Annotated in this window: 18 protein-coding genes; 17 read left to right on the top strand and 1 reads right to left on the bottom strand. The window is 41.2% G+C overall.

The genetic code is table 11. The features are described from left to right. Window positions 1-30: 30 nt before the first annotated feature. The 17 genes from yfmF to ABC361_RS11300 all read left to right on the top strand — a co-directional run bounded on the left by yfmF (window position 31) and on the right by ABC361_RS11300 (window position 16,890). Window positions 31-1,317, top strand: a complete 1,287-nt coding sequence (gene yfmF / locus ABC361_RS11380; RefSeq protein WP_413074087.1) for an EF-P 5-aminopentanol modification-associated protein YfmF — start codon at window positions 31-33, stop codon at window positions 1,315-1,317. After that, window positions 1,314-2,603, top strand: coding sequence for an EF-P 5-aminopentanol modification-associated protein YfmH (gene yfmH, locus ABC361_RS11375; protein ID WP_413074086.1), 1,290 nt, complete (start codon window positions 1,314-1,316; stop codon window positions 2,601-2,603). The genes yfmF and yfmH overlap by 4 nt, the downstream gene beginning before the upstream one ends. Further along, on the top strand, window positions 2,603-3,316 hold the full coding sequence (gene ymfI, locus ABC361_RS11370) for an elongation factor P 5-aminopentanone reductase (RefSeq protein ID WP_413074085.1): 714 nt from the start codon (window positions 2,603-2,605) through the stop codon (window positions 3,314-3,316). The genes yfmH and ymfI overlap by 1 nt, the downstream gene beginning before the upstream one ends. Before the next feature lie 69 nt (window positions 3,317-3,385). Then, window positions 3,386-3,634, top strand: a complete 249-nt coding sequence (locus tag ABC361_RS11365) for a DUF3243 domain-containing protein (protein ID WP_413074084.1) — start codon at window positions 3,386-3,388, stop codon at window positions 3,632-3,634. Window positions 3,635-3,793: 159 nt separating this feature from the next. Then, a complete protein-coding gene (locus ABC361_RS11360; protein ID WP_099302118.1) occupies window positions 3,794-4,561 on the top strand; it encodes a DUF3388 domain-containing protein in 768 nt (255 codons plus the stop codon). 21 nt (window positions 4,562-4,582) lie between these two features. After that, a complete protein-coding gene (locus tag ABC361_RS11355) occupies window positions 4,583-5,488 on the top strand; it encodes a helix-turn-helix domain-containing protein (RefSeq protein ID WP_413074083.1) in 906 nt (301 codons plus the stop codon). A 299-nt stretch (window positions 5,489-5,787) separates the two neighbouring features. Beyond that, on the top strand, window positions 5,788-6,366 hold the full coding sequence (gene pgsA, locus ABC361_RS11350) for a CDP-diacylglycerol--glycerol-3-phosphate 3-phosphatidyltransferase (protein WP_413074082.1): 579 nt from the start codon (window positions 5,788-5,790) through the stop codon (window positions 6,364-6,366). A gap of 11 nt (window positions 6,367-6,377) precedes the next feature. Next, window positions 6,378-7,631 carry a competence/damage-inducible protein A gene (locus tag ABC361_RS11345; protein WP_413074081.1) on the top strand — a complete coding sequence of 418 codons (1,254 nt, stop codon included), beginning with the start codon at window positions 6,378-6,380 and terminating at the stop codon, window positions 7,629-7,631. After that, a complete protein-coding gene (locus tag ABC361_RS11340) occupies window positions 7,628-9,244 on the top strand; it encodes a DEAD/DEAH box helicase (protein ID WP_413074080.1) in 1,617 nt (538 codons plus the stop codon). The genes ABC361_RS11345 and ABC361_RS11340 overlap by 4 nt, the downstream gene beginning before the upstream one ends. A gap of 197 nt (window positions 9,245-9,441) precedes the next feature. Further along, entirely contained in the window at window positions 9,442-10,491 is a 1,050-nt protein-coding gene (recA, locus tag ABC361_RS11335) for a recombinase RecA (RefSeq protein ID WP_413074079.1), read from the top strand. Window positions 10,492-10,599: 108 nt separating this feature from the next. Next, complete coding sequence (locus tag ABC361_RS11330; RefSeq protein WP_413074078.1) at window positions 10,600-11,589, top strand: metallophosphoesterase; 990 nt, start codon at window positions 10,600-10,602, stop codon at window positions 11,587-11,589. Next, window positions 11,576-13,009 carry an AAA family ATPase gene (locus tag ABC361_RS11325; protein ID WP_413075762.1) on the top strand — a complete coding sequence of 478 codons (1,434 nt, stop codon included), beginning with the start codon at window positions 11,576-11,578 and terminating at the stop codon, window positions 13,007-13,009. Before ABC361_RS11330 ends, ABC361_RS11325 begins: the two co-directional genes overlap by 14 nt. Continuing rightward, entirely contained in the window at window positions 13,006-13,257 is a 252-nt protein-coding gene (locus ABC361_RS11320) for a hypothetical protein (protein WP_413074077.1), read from the top strand. Before ABC361_RS11325 ends, ABC361_RS11320 begins: the two co-directional genes overlap by 4 nt. Continuing rightward, on the top strand, window positions 13,250-13,912 hold the full coding sequence (locus tag ABC361_RS11315; RefSeq protein ID WP_413074076.1) for an OLD family protein: 663 nt from the start codon (window positions 13,250-13,252) through the stop codon (window positions 13,910-13,912). Before ABC361_RS11320 ends, ABC361_RS11315 begins: the two co-directional genes overlap by 8 nt. Window positions 13,913-14,046: 134 nt before the next feature. Further along, window positions 14,047-15,624, top strand: a complete 1,578-nt coding sequence (gene rny / locus ABC361_RS11310) for a ribonuclease Y (protein WP_255223335.1) — start codon at window positions 14,047-14,049, stop codon at window positions 15,622-15,624. Between the two features lie 100 nt (window positions 15,625-15,724). Beyond that, the gene (locus ABC361_RS11305; protein WP_413074075.1) at window positions 15,725-16,516 is read left to right on the top strand and encodes a TIGR00282 family metallophosphoesterase; all 792 of its coding nucleotides are present in this window, start codon (window positions 15,725-15,727) and stop codon (window positions 16,514-16,516) included. A gap of 113 nt (window positions 16,517-16,629) precedes the next feature. Continuing rightward, window positions 16,630-16,890, top strand: a complete 261-nt coding sequence (locus tag ABC361_RS11300; protein WP_413074074.1) for a stage V sporulation protein S — start codon at window positions 16,630-16,632, stop codon at window positions 16,888-16,890. A gap of 39 nt (window positions 16,891-16,929) precedes the next feature. Here ABC361_RS11300 and ABC361_RS11295 read toward each other — a convergent pair whose 3' ends face one another. Next, window positions 16,930-17,736: a protein-glutamine gamma-glutamyltransferase gene (locus ABC361_RS11295; protein ID WP_413074073.1), complete on the bottom strand. Its 807-nt coding sequence runs from the start codon at window positions 17,734-17,736 to the stop codon at window positions 16,930-16,932. Between the last annotated feature and the right edge of the window lie 9 nt (window positions 17,737-17,745).

The following is a 17,745-nucleotide window of genomic DNA, read 5'->3' as shown; positions in this document are numbered from 1 at the left end:
CACGAGAAGGATACGGAAGGAAGATGACAATTGACGGATATACAAGTGAAATCAATGGAACAAAATGGCTTAAACCTCCATTTAGGTGCAACGGATAAATTTAAGACCATTAGCATGATGCTCATGATTAACGCCCCTCTGCAGGAAGAGACCGTTACTGCACGAGCGTTAATTCCCCATATTCTTCAGGGTGGGACGAAGCATTATCCAAATCGAAAAAAACTAAAGCAAAAGCTTGAAGACATGTATGGAGCGACCCTAACGTCTGATGTTCAGAAAAAAGGGGAAAACCAAGTCATTACGTTTCGACTCGATGTGGCTGCCGAACAATTTTTAAGCGATAATTCTACTTCATTGTTTGAAGAGGCGCTAAGTCTTTTGCATGAACTGTTATATCAGCCCGTTCTCGAAAAGAATGCTTTTCTTTCCCAAATCGTAGATCAGGAAAAACGAGCATTAAAACAACGAATTGCGTCAATTTATGATGACAAAATGCGTTATGCGAATGTGCGAATGACAGAAGAGATGTTCAAAAATGAGTCTTATCGGTTAGCTCCATACGGGAGAGAAAAAGATCTAGAGTCATTAACACCACAGACGCTCTATGAAGCGTATGAAACAATGATGGAACAAGATCGCTTTGATTTGTATATGATCGGTTCGTTTGAGGAAGACGTAATTAAAGAGAAGGTACGTGAAGTATTTACAGCATCACGTAAATTGAGCGGAGAAATGATTCCGACAAAAGCAAGTGAACATGTGAAAAACGTTAATGTTGTGCACGATGCTCAAAAAGTAAAGCAAGGGAAATTACATCTTGGGTATCGAACTCATTCCACGTTCCGTGATGACGATTATGAAGCAGCTCGGGTAGGAAATGCACTATTTGGTGGGTTTCCGTCTTCGAAATTATTTATGAATGTACGAGAAAAAGAAAGTCTTGCCTACTATGCTGCGTCACAAATTGAAAGCCATAAAGGCGTGTTAATGGTACTTTCAGGCATTGAATTTGATAAATATGAGCGCGCGGTAGAAATTATTCAAGAACAAGAGCAAGCGATGAAGAATGGAGATTTCACGGATGAGGAAGTAGAGCAAGCTAAAGGGATGTTGCTGAATCAAGCTTTTGAAGCGATGGATGCTCCTAGAGGAATTGTTGAACTCTCTTATCATGAAATTATTGCTAACCATAAAAAATCAATTCAAGAGCGAATTGAGAACATCAAAAAAGTAACGAAAGAAGATGTTGTCCGCGCAGTGAATAAGTGGGAACTTGACACCATTTACTTTTTAAAAGGACAGGGGGATGAAGCATGAAACCGATTGAATATAAACAGTTAGAAGAGACGCTTTACCATGAGCAATTAGATAACGGCTTAGATGTGTATATATTACCGAAAAAAGGTTTCCATAAAACGTTTGCTACGTTTACAACGAAATATGGGTCAATCGATAACCACTTTACACCGCTTGGTGAAAAAGAGCGCGTTCGTGTGCCAGATGGAATTGCCCATTTTCTTGAACATAAAATGTTTGAAAGCGAAGAAGGCGATGTGTTTCATACATTTGGCAAACAAGGGGCATCGGCGAATGCGTTCACGAGCTTTACCCGTACAGCTTATTTGTTTTCAAGTACGACAAATGTCAATGAAAATTTAACGACGCTATTAGATTTTGTTCAGCACCCTTATTTTACTGACGAATCGGTGGAAAAAGAAAAAGGAATTATCGAACAAGAAATTACGATGTATGACGACAATCCTGATTGGCGTGCGTATTTCGGTACGATTGAAAATATGTACAAATCCCACCCTGTGAAAATTGATATAGCTGGGACAGTGCCTTCCATCAACGAAATTACAAAAGAAGATTTGTACACTTGCTACCACACGTTTTATCATCCAAATAATATGCTTCTTTTTATCGTTGGATCGGTTGAGCCTGAAGAAGTGATGAAGCTTGTGCGTGACAATCAAAGCAGCAAGTCGTTCCCAGAACCAGAGTCTATTGATCGCGCATTCCCAGATGAGCCTTCAGAAGTCGATCAAGCGACGAATGTTTTGCATATGCCTGTTCAAACGCCAAAGGTATTTATTGGCTATAAAGAAACAAAACCAGATCGTCAAGGGCAAGAATTGCTTCAATACGAGCTGTCTTTAAATGTATTATTGGATCTTATGTTTGGGCCAAGCTCAGAAGCTTATGAACGACTCTATGAACAAGGCATAGCAGATGAATCATTTTCATTTGATCATACATCTGAAAAAGGGTTTGGATTTTCTATAATCGGTGGAGAAAGTCAGAAGCCTGAGGAATTGATTGCTATTGTCGAAGAGACGATTGAATCCTTTAAAAAAGGGTCATTAAGTGAAGAAGATACTGGGCGCGCATTAAAGAAAAAAATTGGCGGGTTTCTAAAAGCATTAAATTCTCCAGAATTTATTGCAAATGAATTTACACGTTACCGATTTAACGACATGGATTTGTTTGAGGTTTTACCTACTTTAGAACGCCTTACAGCAAAAGATCTTGAAGAGGTTTTACACGCACATTTTCGTGAAGAGACAAAAACAACATTGATCGTGAAAGATGATCAACAATAATGAAGAGTATTCTCGTAGTTGGAGCGACAGGGGCGATTGGTGAAGCCATCTGTCGCTCTTTACAATCACCGTCAACTTGTTTATACGTGCACTATTTTCGTAATCAACAAAAAGCTCAAGCCATTTGTCAGTCGCTGACTGGTGACGCTTTTCCTGTTCAGGCTGATTTAAGTCAAGCAGATGGTGTGACTGCTTTAATGAGTCAACTCTTCCACGTTCCTGATACTGTGATTTATTGTGCAGGTAAATCATCACCACAGCTACTTCAAGATGTGACCGATCTGGAAATTGATGAAACGCTATGTCTTCATTTAACGAATGTGATCAAGCTCACTCGTGCCGTTCTCCCGCAAATGATTCGAAATCAAGCCGGCGTCATTACCCTTGTTACATCCGTATGGGGACTTGAGGGCGCGAGTATGGAAAGTGTGTATGCCGCTGCAAAAAGCGGTGTACATGGATTAATAAAAAGCGTGGCAAAAGAAGCTGGCCGTAGTAACGTGCGTATAAACGGTGTAGCCCCAGGCGCTATTGAAACGGACATGCTTTCCATTTATTCAAAAGATGAGCTGATTGAATTAGCCGAAGACATTCCTGCTGGGCGACTAGGCAAAGCGGAGGAAGTTGCGCACGCTGTTGCATTTTTAAGCCAAAGCCAAGCTACATACATTAATGGTCAAATTTTATCGGTTAACGGTGCGTGGCATTGTTAAATGTATAATTGATTATAAGCAAGGCATACTAGGTGTGAATCTTTTTTAAAACTTAGAGGAGGGATTCGCATGTCTGTATTAGATAACTGGGATCATTGGAAAGAATTTTTAGGAGATCGTCTTGAGCAAGCTTCACACGAAGGAATGAACGAGAACATTGTGAGCGATGTTGCTTACCAAGTCGGTGAGTATCTAGCGGAGCAAGTTGAGCCTAAAAACGAGCAAGAGCGTGTACTTGCTGAGCTTTGGAAAGTGGCTGATGAGAAAGAGCAACATGCCATTGCAAACATGATGGTGAAACTAGTCGGTCATAAATAAGTGGAACTGCTTGTTCGTAAACACGAACAAGCGGTTTTTCTTTTTGTAGTTTTATGTTTTCTAATGGAAAAAGCTTTTCTTTTAAAAGTGAATCCTATATCATTAAAGCCAAGAAGATTAGCTTTATTTGTCAATTTTTTAGAGAAAGGGAGTGGCACGGTGAAAGAATGGTATTTTGAGTACCAACTACATGAAAACCGGCCAGGAATTCTTGGAGATATTTCTTCTCTTCTTGGTATGCTTTCAATCAACATTGTAACGATTAACGGCATTGATGATACACGAAGAGGCATGTTACTTCGAAGTTCTGATGATGACAATGTAAAACGATTTAAAGCAATCTTACATACGATTGGCAGCGTAACGGTAACAAAGTTTCGTGAGCCGCGCGTGCGAGATCGATTAGCGATTCGACACGGACGCTATATTGAACGGAATGTAACCGAAAAGAAAACGTTTCGCTTTATTCGCCGGGAATTAGGTCTCCTTGTTGATTTTATGGCAGAGATGATGAAGCGAGACGAGCACTACTTAATTGGAATTCGTGGAATGCCAAGGGTAGGAAAGACGGAATCAGTTGTAGCAGCAAGTGTATGTGCCAATAAGCGTTGGTCCTTTATTTCCTCGACGCTGCTTAGGCAAACCGTGCGAAGCCAGCTAGCTGAAGATGAAATGGATGGAGACAATATTTTCATAATTGATGGGATTGTCTCAACCATGCGAGCAACGGAAAAACATCGTTTACTTGTAGATGATATTATGCGCCTACCGGCTGTAAAAGTGGTGGAGCATCCGGATATTTTTATTCGCGAGACAGAGTATGAACTTGAAGACTTTGACTGTATCATTGAATTACGTAACGATGATAATGAAGAAATCACCTATGATGTAGTTGAACCAGGTTTTTCTTCATTTGATATTAGTTAACGTTTTTAGGTAGGTGTAAAGATGTCAGAACTAGGAAATTATTTAAAAGAGAAACGTGAAGAAAAAGAAATGTCTCTTGATGATTTGCAGCGAACAACGAAAATTCAAAAGCGCTATTTAGTCGCAATTGAAGAAGGGAATTTTGATACCCTTCCAGGAATTTTTTATGCTCGCGCTTTCGTGAAAACATATGCTGAAGCGATTGGCTTAAATGCGGAAGAAGTCCTTCACACGTATAAAAATGAATTACCAAGTACTCAAAGTGAGACGGTTGATTTACCTTCACGTGCTGAACGAACGAAGCCAGCTAAGGCAAGCAGCAGCCCATCCAAAAATGGGGGGCGTCCTATAAGTACAATACTTGTACCAATTTTAATTTTGCTTGTGATTGGGACGATTGTCTATTTTGTGTGGAACCTTGATTTTGGAAGTAACAACGATGAGTCGGTAGACGAGCCACAAGAAGGCTCAACCTACGATGGACCATCACCTGATGAGGAAGAAGAGGATGAAGCAAGTCCAGATGAAGGTACTGACAATGACGAAGGTACAGACGAAGATGAAAACAATGAAGCGACTGAAGAAGAAGACGTTGAGCCTGAGCTCGTGCTAGAAGACGAAGGAGATACGACGCAAACGTACACGCTCGCGAATGCCGATTCGTTTGAATCGCTTGTCATTGAGATGAATGGCGAGGGCACCTACGTTGAAGTACGTGAAAGCGAAGATACTGGTACAGTAGAACAAAACTACCCACCATTCGGGGAAACCTTTAATCCTGATGTATCGGAATTAGACTCCCTTTACGTTCGAATTGGCTTTGGGGCGGAAGTAGATACATTTTCTGTCAATGACCTTGAAATTGAGCTTTTAGATACAACGAGTGTTCAAGTCATTGAAGTGTTGCTTGATGACGAAAGTGAATAAGACTTAAAGGTTCTTCTTTAGGTTGGACCATTTATGATGCCCCTCCCACGTAGACACGAAAAAGTGAAAACGTAGGAGGGTTTTTTTGCTCCAAACACGAAAACTAAAGCAAACGGTTCTACGTTAAGCGCGCTTAAGGAGACCTCTAACTCAATTAAAGCACCGTTACAATGGTTTCACATGTTTACATAAAAAAACAAAACATCATTTCTTTTTTGAGCTCGATTTTTTCAGTAAGGCTTTGACTGTGTTACAATATATAAGGATTCGCTTATCGTAGTTGGAAAGAAGGGAAGAATTTGAATTTACCTAACAAGATTACAATCGCGCGCATTTGTTTAATTCCTATTTTCATGCTGTTTTTGCTCGTCGATTTACCCTTAGGAGAGGTAGAGCTTTTAAATGAAACAATTTCTGTGTCTCTTTTAATTGCGGCATTTATTTTTATCATTGCTGCCGGCACAGACTGGTTAGATGGCTATTATGCCCGTAAGTTCAATCTCATTACAAGCTTTGGTAAATTTATTGATCCTCTAGCTGATAAATTGCTTGTAACGGCTGCATTAATTGGTCTTGTAGAAGTTCAATTAATTCCAGCTTGGATTGCCATTGTGATTATTAGCCGTGAATTTATTGTGACGGGAATACGTTTAGTGGCAGCTGCTGAAGGAGACGTGATTGCAGCAAGTAATTTAGGGAAATGGAAAACACTGACACAAATGATTGCGATCATTGCAACGTTACTACATAATATTCCTTTTACAGCGTTGTCATTTCCTTTCGCTGATTTGATGTTGTATATCGCGGCCATTCTAACGATTTGGTCTGGTGTTGATTACTTTATGAAAAACAAACATATTATTTTAAAGTCAGTATAGGGGTTGATCCTATGAATGCAGAAATTATTGCCGTTGGTTCAGAATTATTGCTCGGGCAAATTGCGAATACAAACGGGCAGTATATTTCGAAGCAGTTAGCAAGTGTAGGTGTTGATGTTTATGCTCATTCCGTTGTTGGCGATAATGCGGATCGGCTGTATAAAACCATTAGTGATGGCTTTCACCGTGCGGATTTAATCATCCTTACAGGTGGGTTAGGACCTACAAAAGACGATTTGACTAAGGATACTGTCGCAAAGTTTTGTGAGCGACAACTTGTGTACGATGAGGAAGCGTTAGCCCATATTGAAGCTTATTTTAAGCGACACAATCGAACGATGACACCGAATAATAAAAAGCAAGCGTATGTCATTGAAGGTTCACATGTACTCGCAAATCGTTATGGCATGGCACCAGGTATGGTGGTCGAATTAACGAATAACAAACGGATCGTTCTGCTACCTGGACCACCGAGTGAGATGAAACCGATGTTTGAAAATGAACTTTTGCCTCTTTTATTAGGTACAAATGAAAAAACATCGATTACTTCCAGAGTCCTTCACTTTTTTGGCATTGGAGAATCGCAGCTTGAGACGGATTTAGAAGACTTAATTGAAAACCAAGTAAACCCAACAATTGCACCTTTGGCAAGTGATGGAGAAGTGAAATTACGTCTTACTGTGAAGCATGATAATCAAGCTGAAATCAAGCGTTTGCTAGATGAAACAGAATCCCTTATCATGGCACGGGTAGGAACGTATTTATATGGCTATGATGAGACTACCCTCGTAAAAGAAGTGTCTAGGTACTTACATGAGCAACAGCTTACACTGGCAAGTGCAGAAAGCTTGACCGGCGGTTTATTTTCGAGTGAGTTGATTGCATTACCTAATGCTTCCGCTATTTTGAAAGGAAGTATTACGGCATATACAAATGATGCAAAACAAGCATTACTTTCTGTTTCACCGCAAACATTAAAGGAAAAAGGCGCGGTTAGTGAAGCTTGCGCGATTGAAATGGCAACTGGCGTACAAAGGCATTTGCAGTCAGACATTGCGATTTCGTTTACTGGAGTAGCTGGTCCAGACACACAAGAGGGCTTGGAACCAGGTACCGTTATAGTTGGGTTAGCTATGCCTGGACAAGAGGTGCGAGCGATTAAGCTTTCATTATCTGGGGGCAGAAACGCTGTTCGTACCCGAGCAGTGAAATACGGATTTTTCTATTTGTTGGACGAATTAAAAAGGAGAAATGGTAGTAGATGACATTTTTTTCAGACTTCGAGATCTCAGATCAAGTAAAAAAAGCAATTCAGGATATGGGCTTTGAGGAGCCATCTCCGATTCAGGAAAAAGCCATTCCGGCGATTTTGACTGGTGGAGACGTCATTGGCCAAGCGCAAACAGGAACAGGGAAAACCGCAGCTTTTGGAATTCCTGTTGTTGATAAAGTTACAAACGATCGTGCCATTCAAGCACTTATTTTAACGCCGACTAGAGAGCTTGCGATTCAAGTTTCTGGTGAGCTACAAAAACTATCCACTCACAAGAATATCCGTACGTTACCAATTTACGGCGGTCAATCTATTGGGCATCAAATTAAAGCCTTAAAGCAAGGTGTTCAAGTTGTTATCGGTACACCAGGCAGAATGCTGGATCATCTTCGTCGCGGTACGTTAAAACTACAGTCTGTACACACGGTTGTGCTTGATGAAGCAGATGAAATGCTCGATATGGGGTTTGTTGATGATATTGAATCGATTTTAAAAGAAGTGAATGACGTTAGACAAACGCTTTTATTCTCGGCAACAATGCCACCTGCAATTCGTAAACTTTCACGCAAATATATGAACAACCCTGCAACGGTGACAATTAATAAAGGCGAAGTGACGGCACCTTCCATAGACCAGGTTTATTACAAAGTGTTAGAGCGAAATAAAGTCGATTCTCTTTGTCGCATTATTGATAGCGACGATGTGGAGCTTGGGATTTTATTTTGTCGAACGAAAAAAGGTGTGGCTGAGCTAACAGAAGCGTTACAAGCAAGAGGCTACTTAGCTGATGGACTCCACGGTGATTTAACGCAGTCACAGCGTGATGTTGTCATGAAAAAATTCCGTGATGCTTCAATTGAGTTTTTAATTGCAACAGATGTAGCGGCTAGAGGAATTGATGTGGAAAATGTTAGTCACGTAATTAACTTTGATATTCCACAAGATCCAGAAAGTTACGTGCACCGTATAGGTCGTACAGGGCGTGCGGGGCGTACCGGCGTTGCCATTACCCTTGTCACGCCACGGGAGATGAAACACTTACGTTCTATTGAAAAAGAAATTAAAATGCATGTTCCTTCTCAAGAAGTACCAACGATTGAAGATGTCGTTGAAAAGCAACAAAGCTCTTGGAAGAACTTGATTAAAGAAACGATTGAGACTGGTGGAAAAGAAATGGAGTTGTTCCGCCCTCTTGCAGATCAGATGTTAGCAGATGAAGAAGATCCAAAGGAAATTATCTCTGCTTTACTTAAATTAAAGTTCTCTACTGAAACAGCAACAGAAGACGCTGGCTACAGCTTTGGAGAAACCGGTGGAGCAAAAGGCATGGTTCGATTCTTTATTAATGTTGGTCGAAATGTGAATTTAACACCGAAGATTTTAGGGGAAGAAATTAGCCGATTAATTGGTATTCCTGTAAAAACAATTGGTCGAATTGATATATTTGATAATTTTTCTTTTGTGGATGTACCAGAAGAGAGTGCACCTTTTGCTTACGAAGGACTACGTTATTCAAGAATCAACGGCGCAAGAGTAAATCTTGAGCCTGCCAAACCACGTCCAAAACGAGAGCGTCGCCCACAGGCTGCTACTCGTCGTTCATAAAAACATAGCAAAAAGATCGGGAACGAGAACCCGGTCTTTTTCTATTTAAAAATACCGAATAAATGTTCGTAAAACCTATTGGCAAATGGCTGAAAAAGAGGTATGATAGAACAAGAAAGTTAACGAATGGATCAACATGACATGAACGTCGTATGTCTGAACAAATACATGAAGATGAACATGAAGGAGATGGAAGAATGAGTGATCGTAAACAAGCGCTAGATATGGCATTACGCCAGATTGAGAAACAATTTGGGAAAGGCTCAGTAATGAAGTTAGGTGAACAAGCAGAACAGCGGGTTTCAACCGTTTCCAGTGGTGCGCTCGCACTAGATATTGCGTTAGGTGTAGGCGGCTATCCGAAAGGAAGAGTCATTGAAGTTTACGGTCCAGAATCTTCTGGTAAAACAACTGTTGCTCTTCATGCAATTGCAGAAGTTCAGCGTCAAGGTGGTCAAGCTGCCTTTATTGATGCTGAGCATGCATTGGACCCGGTCTATGCTGGCAAACTTGGCGTAAACATTGATGAATTGTTATTGTCTCAACCAGATACAGGAGAACAAGCATTAGAGATTGCAGAAGCACTTGTACGAAGCGGAGCCCTGGATATGATTGTAATCGATAGTGTGGCTGCTCTTGTTCCAAAAGCAGAAATTGAAGGGGAAATGGGCGATTCGCACGTCGGTCTTCAAGCGCGTCTCATGTCTCAAGCGCTAAGAAAACTATCTGGTGCGATTAATAAATCAAAAACCGTGGCGGTCTTCATTAACCAAATCCGTGAGAAAGTCGGCGTAATGTTCGGGAACCCAGAAACAACACCAGGTGGACGAGCGCTTAAATTCTATTCATCTGTTCGTTTAGAAGTTCGCCGTGCGGAAGCGTTGAAGCAAGGAAACGACATTGTCGGAAACCGTACGAAAATTAAAGTCGTTAAAAACAAAGTTGCGCCACCGTTCCGTTTAGCAGAAGTGGATATTATGTACGGGGAAGGGATTTCTCGAGAAGGCTCAATCCTTGATATTGGGACTGATTTGGAAATCGTTGATAAGAGCGGTGCATGGTATTCCTATAACGGAGATCGTTTAGGCCAAGGTCGTGAAAACTCGAAGCAATTTTTAAAAGAAAACACTGAAATCACATTAGAAATTGAACGGAAAATCCGCGATAGCCATGGTCTTGATGGCGATGTGAAAGTGGAAGAAGAAGACAAGGAATCATTTGAGGATGTTCCACTAGATTTAAAATAAGAAGCTGATAAAGACTTTCCTCTTCCAAGGAAAGTCTTTTCTTTTAAAAAGAGGTGTTTATCCTTTACACTAAAAGAGAAAGAAGCGATGAAAGGACAGGGCATAGAAATGATTAAATTTCTATATTTTACAGATACACATATACGTGGAACCACGCCTAAAAATCGTTTGGATCAATTTCCGGATACGATAAAAGCGAAAATCGAACAAATTATAACATTAGCAAATGAACACGAGGTTGATTTTTTGCTTCACGGAGGTGATGTGTTTGATCGACCTGATCTATCGCCGAGCACAGTGGGGCAATTTGCACAAATTTTTCGGCAAGCGCACGCCCCGATTTATGCGATTTCCGGTAATCACGATACGTTTGGGCATAATCCCGCAACGGTCACACGAACCATGTTAGGGCTGTTAGACGCGTTTGGCATCATGACGCTTATTCATCCAGATCAACCACGAGTTATTGAGAAAGATGGCATTCGAGTGCAGTTATCTGGTCAACCATATCACTATGATCTTGACCAGCGTGATCCAAAGCTCGACTACTATCCAGTTAATCAAACAGACGCAACGTTTCTCATTCATGTTGCCCACAGCATGCTTGTTGAAAAAGCGTTACCAGAAGGAATTCCGCATACGTTGATTGATCATATTTTGGGGACAACTGCGGATGTATTATTTACAGGTCACTTTCATAGTGGCTTTGGAATTAAAGAGCGAGATGGAAAATATATTTGCAATCCAGGTGCCATTGCTCGTATCAACAACCATTGGACTGAAATGGAAAGAATGCCGACAGTTGTAATTGGTGAAGTACTAGCGTCGGGTATTCAATTGACTGAGCATCGACTTCGAGCTGAAAAAGGTGAACGCGTACTAGATCGTTCTTATGTGGAAAAAGCGAGTCATCAAGAAGAAAAGCTTCATGCCTTTGTCCAACAAGTAAAAGAAAAGGCAAATTTTGAAACGTTGCAAATGGGAGACATTATTAAAGAAATCGCCGCAATGTCAAACGTTGAGGAAAAAGTAAGAGAAGAAGCGTTAAGACGGATGACAGTTATTGAAGAGCGTTGGGAGCGTGATGATTCTGAATAATATTGTATCCGTCAGACTAGAAAATTTTCAGTCCCATTTAGACACGAAAATTGAGTTTTCTAATGGATTAAATGTTGTTGTTGGTCAGTCTGATAGCGGGAAGACCGCTGTATTAAGAGGGATTCGCTGGGCGTTATTTAATCAGCCAAGAGGAACAGATTTTTTAAAGGTAGGCGCAGATTTTGTGCGCGTCACGCTTGTTCTGGCCAATGGGGCAACAATCGTTCGAGAGCGGACATCATCTAAAAATCGGTACATCATTAAAAAGGAAGAAGAAGCAGATCTTGTGTTAGAAGGATTTGGTTCAATCGTTCCTGAAGAAGTAATGAATGCCCATCAAATGCGGCCATTTCGAATTGATGCTGATCATGAATGGCAGCTACAAGTGGCGCAGCAATTAGAAGGGCCATTTTTACTTGAGCAAACAGGCTCTATTCGGGCAAAAACGATTGGGAGAATGAGTGGTGCCCATTATTTAGATATGGCCATTCGCGACACGTCAAAGGATGTTTCGCAGCTTTCTCAAAGAGTAAAATGGAAAGAAAATGAATTAGATGAAGCAACGAAAGCGCTAGAGCCTTATAAACCGTTGAATGAGGCGAGAAAAGGGCTGGATCAAGGGTTTTCTCTATTAGCAGACGTGAAAAAGCAGCAACAGCAAGTTCTAGCCCTGAAGCAACGAAAGGGACAAGTCAACCAGCTAAATGCGCAAGAACAGCGGCTTAAGCAGTCATTAGAAACGGTCAAAGCGCTTGATACATGGGAACTTCTTTATCAAACCTTGCAGCAGCTTGTTTCAAAACGACAGCGGTTGAGCTCGGTCCAGACCCAGTGGCAACGTGTCATAAAAGATTTACAGACCTGTCAATTATGGCTTGATAAAACAAAAGATCTTGCGGAAATCGATCAACAGTCACGCTTGGTTCAAGAGCGTTTAACGATGTGGTTGAAACTTGATCGCCTGCAAAAACAAAATAAGCAGCTTTCTAGCGACATGGAAGATGTATCCACTCGTTTAGAAAAGACACAGTTTTTACAAACGTTTAATGAGACCCAGCTACAACAAATCAGCCAGCAAGCTACTGCTTGGAAACAACTAATGACTCACGCTAAACGTTCCAAGCAAATGGAAGACGAGAAACAGCGGTATTTAAAGCAAAAAGAGCATGTAGACGGCGTTTTGGAAGCTCAGCAAGTCGCAGAAACGGTTTCGCAAACATCAAAACGTTACGAAACGCTTTTAGCCTACAAAGAGAAAGTACAAGCGCTCACAAAACGTTTAGAAGAGGGAACATCGTTTGTTCAGCATTCAAAGCAGCAAGAACAAGAACAGCTGAAGCATTATAATGAAGCATTAACAGCATTGCCAATTTGTCCGACTTGTGGACAAACGATACATACAGAGGAGGAATCGCATTGAAGCAAGTAGAGCAAGATTTAGACAAAATGAAGCAAGCGATTGATAAAGCAAAGGATCTTCGCTATCGAGCGGAAGCGAAATTAGAAGAGCTGGAAAATCAAAAGAAACGCTTACTTGAAGAATTAGATGAACTTGGTGTCAAGCCTGAACAGCTAGATGAAGAGATTGTGAAACTAGAAACTGAAATTGAACAATCAATGGAGAGAGCATGGTCGCTCATTCCAAAAGAACTGATTGCCCGTGACTAATCTAGATACAATTGAGGCGCTTGAGCGAGCGTTAAGAGAGAAAGAAGAGCAGTGGACGCGTTTAGACGAGAAACGAAATGTGATTCAAGAGCGAGTAAATGACGCCAAAGTCGCTTTAGAGGAATATGCAGAAACGCTTGATACGTATGAAAAAGCCCGGATTCTGCTACAGCAATCCGCTGAATATGCAAGAAAACAAGCCAAGCAACAAATGGAAACACTCGTTACGAATGCACTACAATATGTATTTGGACCAATGATCTCGTTCGAAATTGAATTAGAAGAGCATGGGAGTCGAGCTGTTGCTGAGATGTATGTCGTATCTGATTATGATGGTATGAAGGTGAAAACAAAACCACAAGATGCCCGTGGAGGCGGAGTAGTAGACATTGTTACGCTTGCACTACGAGTTGCGTTAATGGAAACCACCCAGCCAAAACAAGCTGGTCCGCTTTTACTTGATGAACCTGGAAAACATGTGTCCGGTGAGTATACACACTACCTCTATGAATTTCTCAAATCGCTATCGACAATGTTTGGACGACAGATCATTATGATTACTCATAATCATCACTTAACAGAATCAAGTGATCGAGCATTAATGGTAACAATTCGAGACGGAATCAGTCATGTTGTAGAAGCGACGAGCCCTTGACATTAAAAGGTGTGAAGCGTAAAATAATGGATGATACCAATGTATCACTGTTGTATTTTTATGTATATATTCATTATTGATTAACAAATGTGAAACATTTAAACCAACAATTGGATAGCAAGGGAGGTGTAACGATGCCAAGCATAGAATTAAATCTCTTGGTTCTGAGCCTCATTGTACTTGCTGTCTCTGTAGTTTTTGCAGTTGTTGGATATCTTGTTCGAAAATCAATCGCTGAACGAAAAATTTCAAGTGCGGAGCAAGCAGCGAAGCAAATCATTGATGATGCGACGCGTGAAGCAGAAACGAACAAAAAAGAAGCGATACTCGAAGTAAAAGACGAGGTGCACAAGCTAAGAAGTGATGCAGAGCGCGACGTACGTGAGCGAAGAAATGAGATTCAGAAACAAGAGCATCGTTTGGTTCAAAAAGAAGAGATTCTGGATCGTAAAAGTGAAACTCTCGATAAGAAAGAAGAATCATTAGAGAAACGAGAAGAATCTCTCGCCAAAAAACAACGACAAGTTGAAGAGATGGAAAGTAAAATGAGCCAGCTGCTGCTGGACCAAAAACAAGAATTAGAGCGAGTGTCTGGTTTAAGTCGTGAAGAAGCACGCATGATCATTCGCCAAGAAGTAGAGCAGGAAGTTGCCCAAGAATCAGCGCTTTTAGTGAAAGAAAAGTTAGCTGAAGCGAAAGAAACGGCGGACAAGCGCTCCAGAGAAATTCTTTCCCTCGCCATTCAACGTTGTTCAGCAGATCATGTTGCAGAGACTACGGTTTCTGTCGTAAATTTACCGAATGACGAAATGAAGGGACGAATTATTGGGCGTGAAGGCCGAAACATTCGTGCGTTAGAAACACTAACAGGAATTGATTTAATCATTGATGACACACCGGAAGCAGTCATTCTCTCTGGATTTGATCCAATTCGTCGAGAAATTGCACGTTCGGCTTTAGAGAAGCTCGTGCAGGATGGTCGTATCCATCCAGCTCGAATTGAAGAAATGGTTGATAAATCAAGAAGAGAAGTAGATGAGACGATCCGAGAGTACGGCGAACAAACAACGTTTGAGGTTGGTGTTCACGGACTTCACCCTGATTTAATTAAGATTTTAGGTCGTCTTCGTTTCCGTACAAGTTACGGTCAAAATGTTTTAAAACATTCCATTGAAGTGGCACATTTAACGGGGTTAATGGCTGCGGAGCTTGGTGAAGATGTTAAACTAGCAAAACGTGCCGGGTTACTACATGATATTGGGAAAGCCATTGATCATGAAGTAGAAGGAAGTCACGTTGAAATTGGTGTTGAACTAGGAACGAAGTACAAAGAACACCCAGTTGTCGTGAACGCGATTGCTTCCCACCACGGTGATGTAGAAGCAACGTCTATTATCTCGACACTTGTTGCAGCAGCAGATGCATTATCCGCTGCACGACCTGGTGCAAGACGTGAAACTCTTGAAACATACATTCGTAGACTTGAGAAACTAGAAGAAATTTCTGAGTCATTTGATGGTGTTGAAAAGACGTTTGCGATTCAAGCAGGTCGAGAAGTTCGCATTATGGTAAGGCCTGACGTAGTAGATGATACACTTGCTCATAGTCTGGCAAGAGATATTACGAAAAAAATAGAGCAAGAACTAGATTATCCAGGTCATATACGCGTTACGGTTATTCGCGAAACTCGTGCAGTTGAATATGCAAAATAAAGTGGCGAAAGCCACTTTATTTTTTTGAGGTTTCATACGATAATGAACGCAAATTGACGGAATGAGAACGAGTTTTAAATGAATAGAAAGTAGGGGTTTTTTGAAAATTTTATTTATCGGCGATGTGGTTGGCTCTCCAGGAAGAGACATGATTACCGAGCATATTAAACAGTTAAAGCAAGAATATAAACCAACAGTCACGATCATCAATGGTGAAAATGCGGCGCATGGTAAAGGCATTACGGAAAAAATTTATAAAGGCTTTTTAGCTCAAGGTGCACAAATGGTGACGCTTGGAAACCACACGTGGGATAAGCGGGAAATTTTCTCCTTTATTGATGACGCAACATCGCTTGTCCGACCAGCAAACTACCCAGAAGGGACGCCTGGTGTTGGCTATCGTATTATTAATATTAATCAAGTGAAATTGGCTGTTATTAATTTGCTAGGCAGAACATTTATGAATCCTGTTAATTGTCCGTTTCAAAAGGCAGACGACATTTTAGAAGAAATTGATGGTCAAGCAGATGTGATTTTTGTTGATTTTCATGCTGAAACGACGAGTGAAAAACAAGCGATGGGCTGGTATTTAGATGGGCGAGTGAGCGCGGTAATTGGGACGCACACTCATGTTCAAACAGCGGATGAGCGTATTTTACCTGGTGGGACCGCTTTTTTATCGGATGTCGGAATGACTGGTCCTCTTGACGGCATTTTAGGAATGGATCGTCAAGCTGTGCTGCATAAATTTTTAACAAGCCTCCCAGCAAAGTTTGAGGTAGCAGAAGGAAAAAGGCAGCTAAATGCCTGTCTGATTACAATTAATGATAAAACACATAAAGCCACTCAGCTCTCACGAATCACACGTACAGACGAGCAAGTCATTTATTAAGGCATATCTGTCCCTCTCCGTAAATATAGATGTAATAAGGCAAATCGCCTGATTGCTATCAAGCATTCATTTTTGAAGTGATTGAACTGTTATTTGCTAAAGGAGGGGTAGAAATGGAAGTGTTAAAAGTATCAGCAAAGTCGACACCAAATTCAGTAGCAGGAGCTTTGGCAGGCGTTATTCGTGAGCGAGGAGCTGCAGAGATTCAAGCCATCGGTGCAGGCGCACTAAATCAATCCATAAAAGCAATTGCGATCGCCCGAGGGTTCGTTGCCCCAAGCGGAATTGATCTCATTTGTGTTCCAGCATTTACGGATATAGAGATTGAAGGAGAAGAACGAACAGCCATTAAATTAATTATTGAACCAAGATAAAAAGAGAGAAGGTGTCCCAACGACATCTTCTCTCTTTTTTTACGTTAAGTGGGACCGCCCGCTATGACGAACGTGTATCGCGGAATCAAGTGACGTGCGTGGGGTATAGCCACTACGTGAGAATGTTCGCACGAGTCTAAAGTTTAATCGTGTTACTTGGGGAAGCAAATGAGCAGGCCTTCTCGAGCCAGGGCGACGTAATCGATTTAAATGATATATAATTTCTTCTGCTGTTCGAACCGCAATCCCGTGACCATAATATAAATTTTGATCAAGTTTAATGACGTTCTCTCCGCGCCAAACAGAATGTTGCGGTGCGAAATCAGGGTTGTCAAAATAGAGACAGTCGCCAATCACATAATCGGTACCTGGTCGGGTCTCCAGCTGTAAATCTTCATCATGTTCCCACGAATATAAATAGAGTTGTTGAAATAGCTGATCAAACGATTGTTGGTCAATGGAGTCTTTAACAGCTTTATAAAAAATCATAATAATCGCCGTTGCGCACTCAAATCCATAAAGTTGCCCATTGCGAAAAATATCGTCAATCGCATCAGATGGGCTCACGTAAGGCTTTAATTGAAACGCGCCGTTAGGCATTCGGTTCCAATAATGAGGATTGCAATAAGAGCGCATAAATGATTCAAAACGCGCGCCACTTTGTAACAATTGAATCGAAGCTTGGATGGTATGCTTACGTAGGGCTAGTTCAAAGCTTAAATCGCGAATGCTTGAGTAGTCGTACGTTACGTTTTGAGCTGCTAAACTTTGAATAATAGCTGTTTCCACTGTCGATAAAGCTGGTAAAGTTGTTGCGTCTAGCGGGTCTCCCCCAATCGTAATCATGATGTTCCC

This window comes from Shouchella phoenicis (assembly GCF_047238345.1).
Taxonomy (GTDB): Bacteria; Bacillota; Bacilli; order Bacillales; family Bacillaceae_D; genus Shouchella.
The sequence above is the reverse complement of the archived record's forward strand: the minus strand, read 5'-3'. Positions and strand labels throughout refer to the sequence as shown.

Coding starts and splice junctions, on each gene's coding strand:
- yfmH (WP_413074086.1), top strand. CDS start 1,314: ATGAAACCGATTGAATATAAACAGTTAGAAGAGACGCTTTACCATGAG.
- ymfI (WP_413074085.1), top strand. CDS start 2,603: ATGAAGAGTATTCTCGTAGTTGGAGCGACAGGGGCGATTGGTGAAGCC.
- ABC361_RS11365 (WP_413074084.1), top strand. CDS start 3,386: ATGTCTGTATTAGATAACTGGGATCATTGGAAAGAATTTTTAGGAGAT.
- ABC361_RS11355 (WP_413074083.1), top strand. CDS start 4,583: ATGTCAGAACTAGGAAATTATTTAAAAGAGAAACGTGAAGAAAAAGAA.
- ABC361_RS11345 (WP_413074081.1), top strand. CDS start 6,378: ATGAATGCAGAAATTATTGCCGTTGGTTCAGAATTATTGCTCGGGCAA.
- ABC361_RS11340 (WP_413074080.1), top strand. CDS start 7,628: ATGACATTTTTTTCAGACTTCGAGATCTCAGATCAAGTAAAAAAAGCA.
- recA (WP_413074079.1), top strand. CDS start 9,442: ATGAGTGATCGTAAACAAGCGCTAGATATGGCATTACGCCAGATTGAG.
- ABC361_RS11330 (WP_413074078.1), top strand. CDS start 10,600: ATGATTAAATTTCTATATTTTACAGATACACATATACGTGGAACCACG.
- ABC361_RS11325 (WP_413075762.1), top strand. CDS start 11,576: ATGATTCTGAATAATATTGTATCCGTCAGACTAGAAAATTTTCAGTCC.
- rny (WP_255223335.1), top strand. CDS start 14,047: ATGCCAAGCATAGAATTAAATCTCTTGGTTCTGAGCCTCATTGTACTT.
- ABC361_RS11300 (WP_413074074.1), top strand. CDS start 16,630: ATGGAAGTGTTAAAAGTATCAGCAAAGTCGACACCAAATTCAGTAGCA.
- ABC361_RS11295 (WP_413074073.1), bottom strand. CDS start 17,736: ATGATTACGATTGGGGGAGACCCGCTAGACGCAACAACTTTACCAGCT.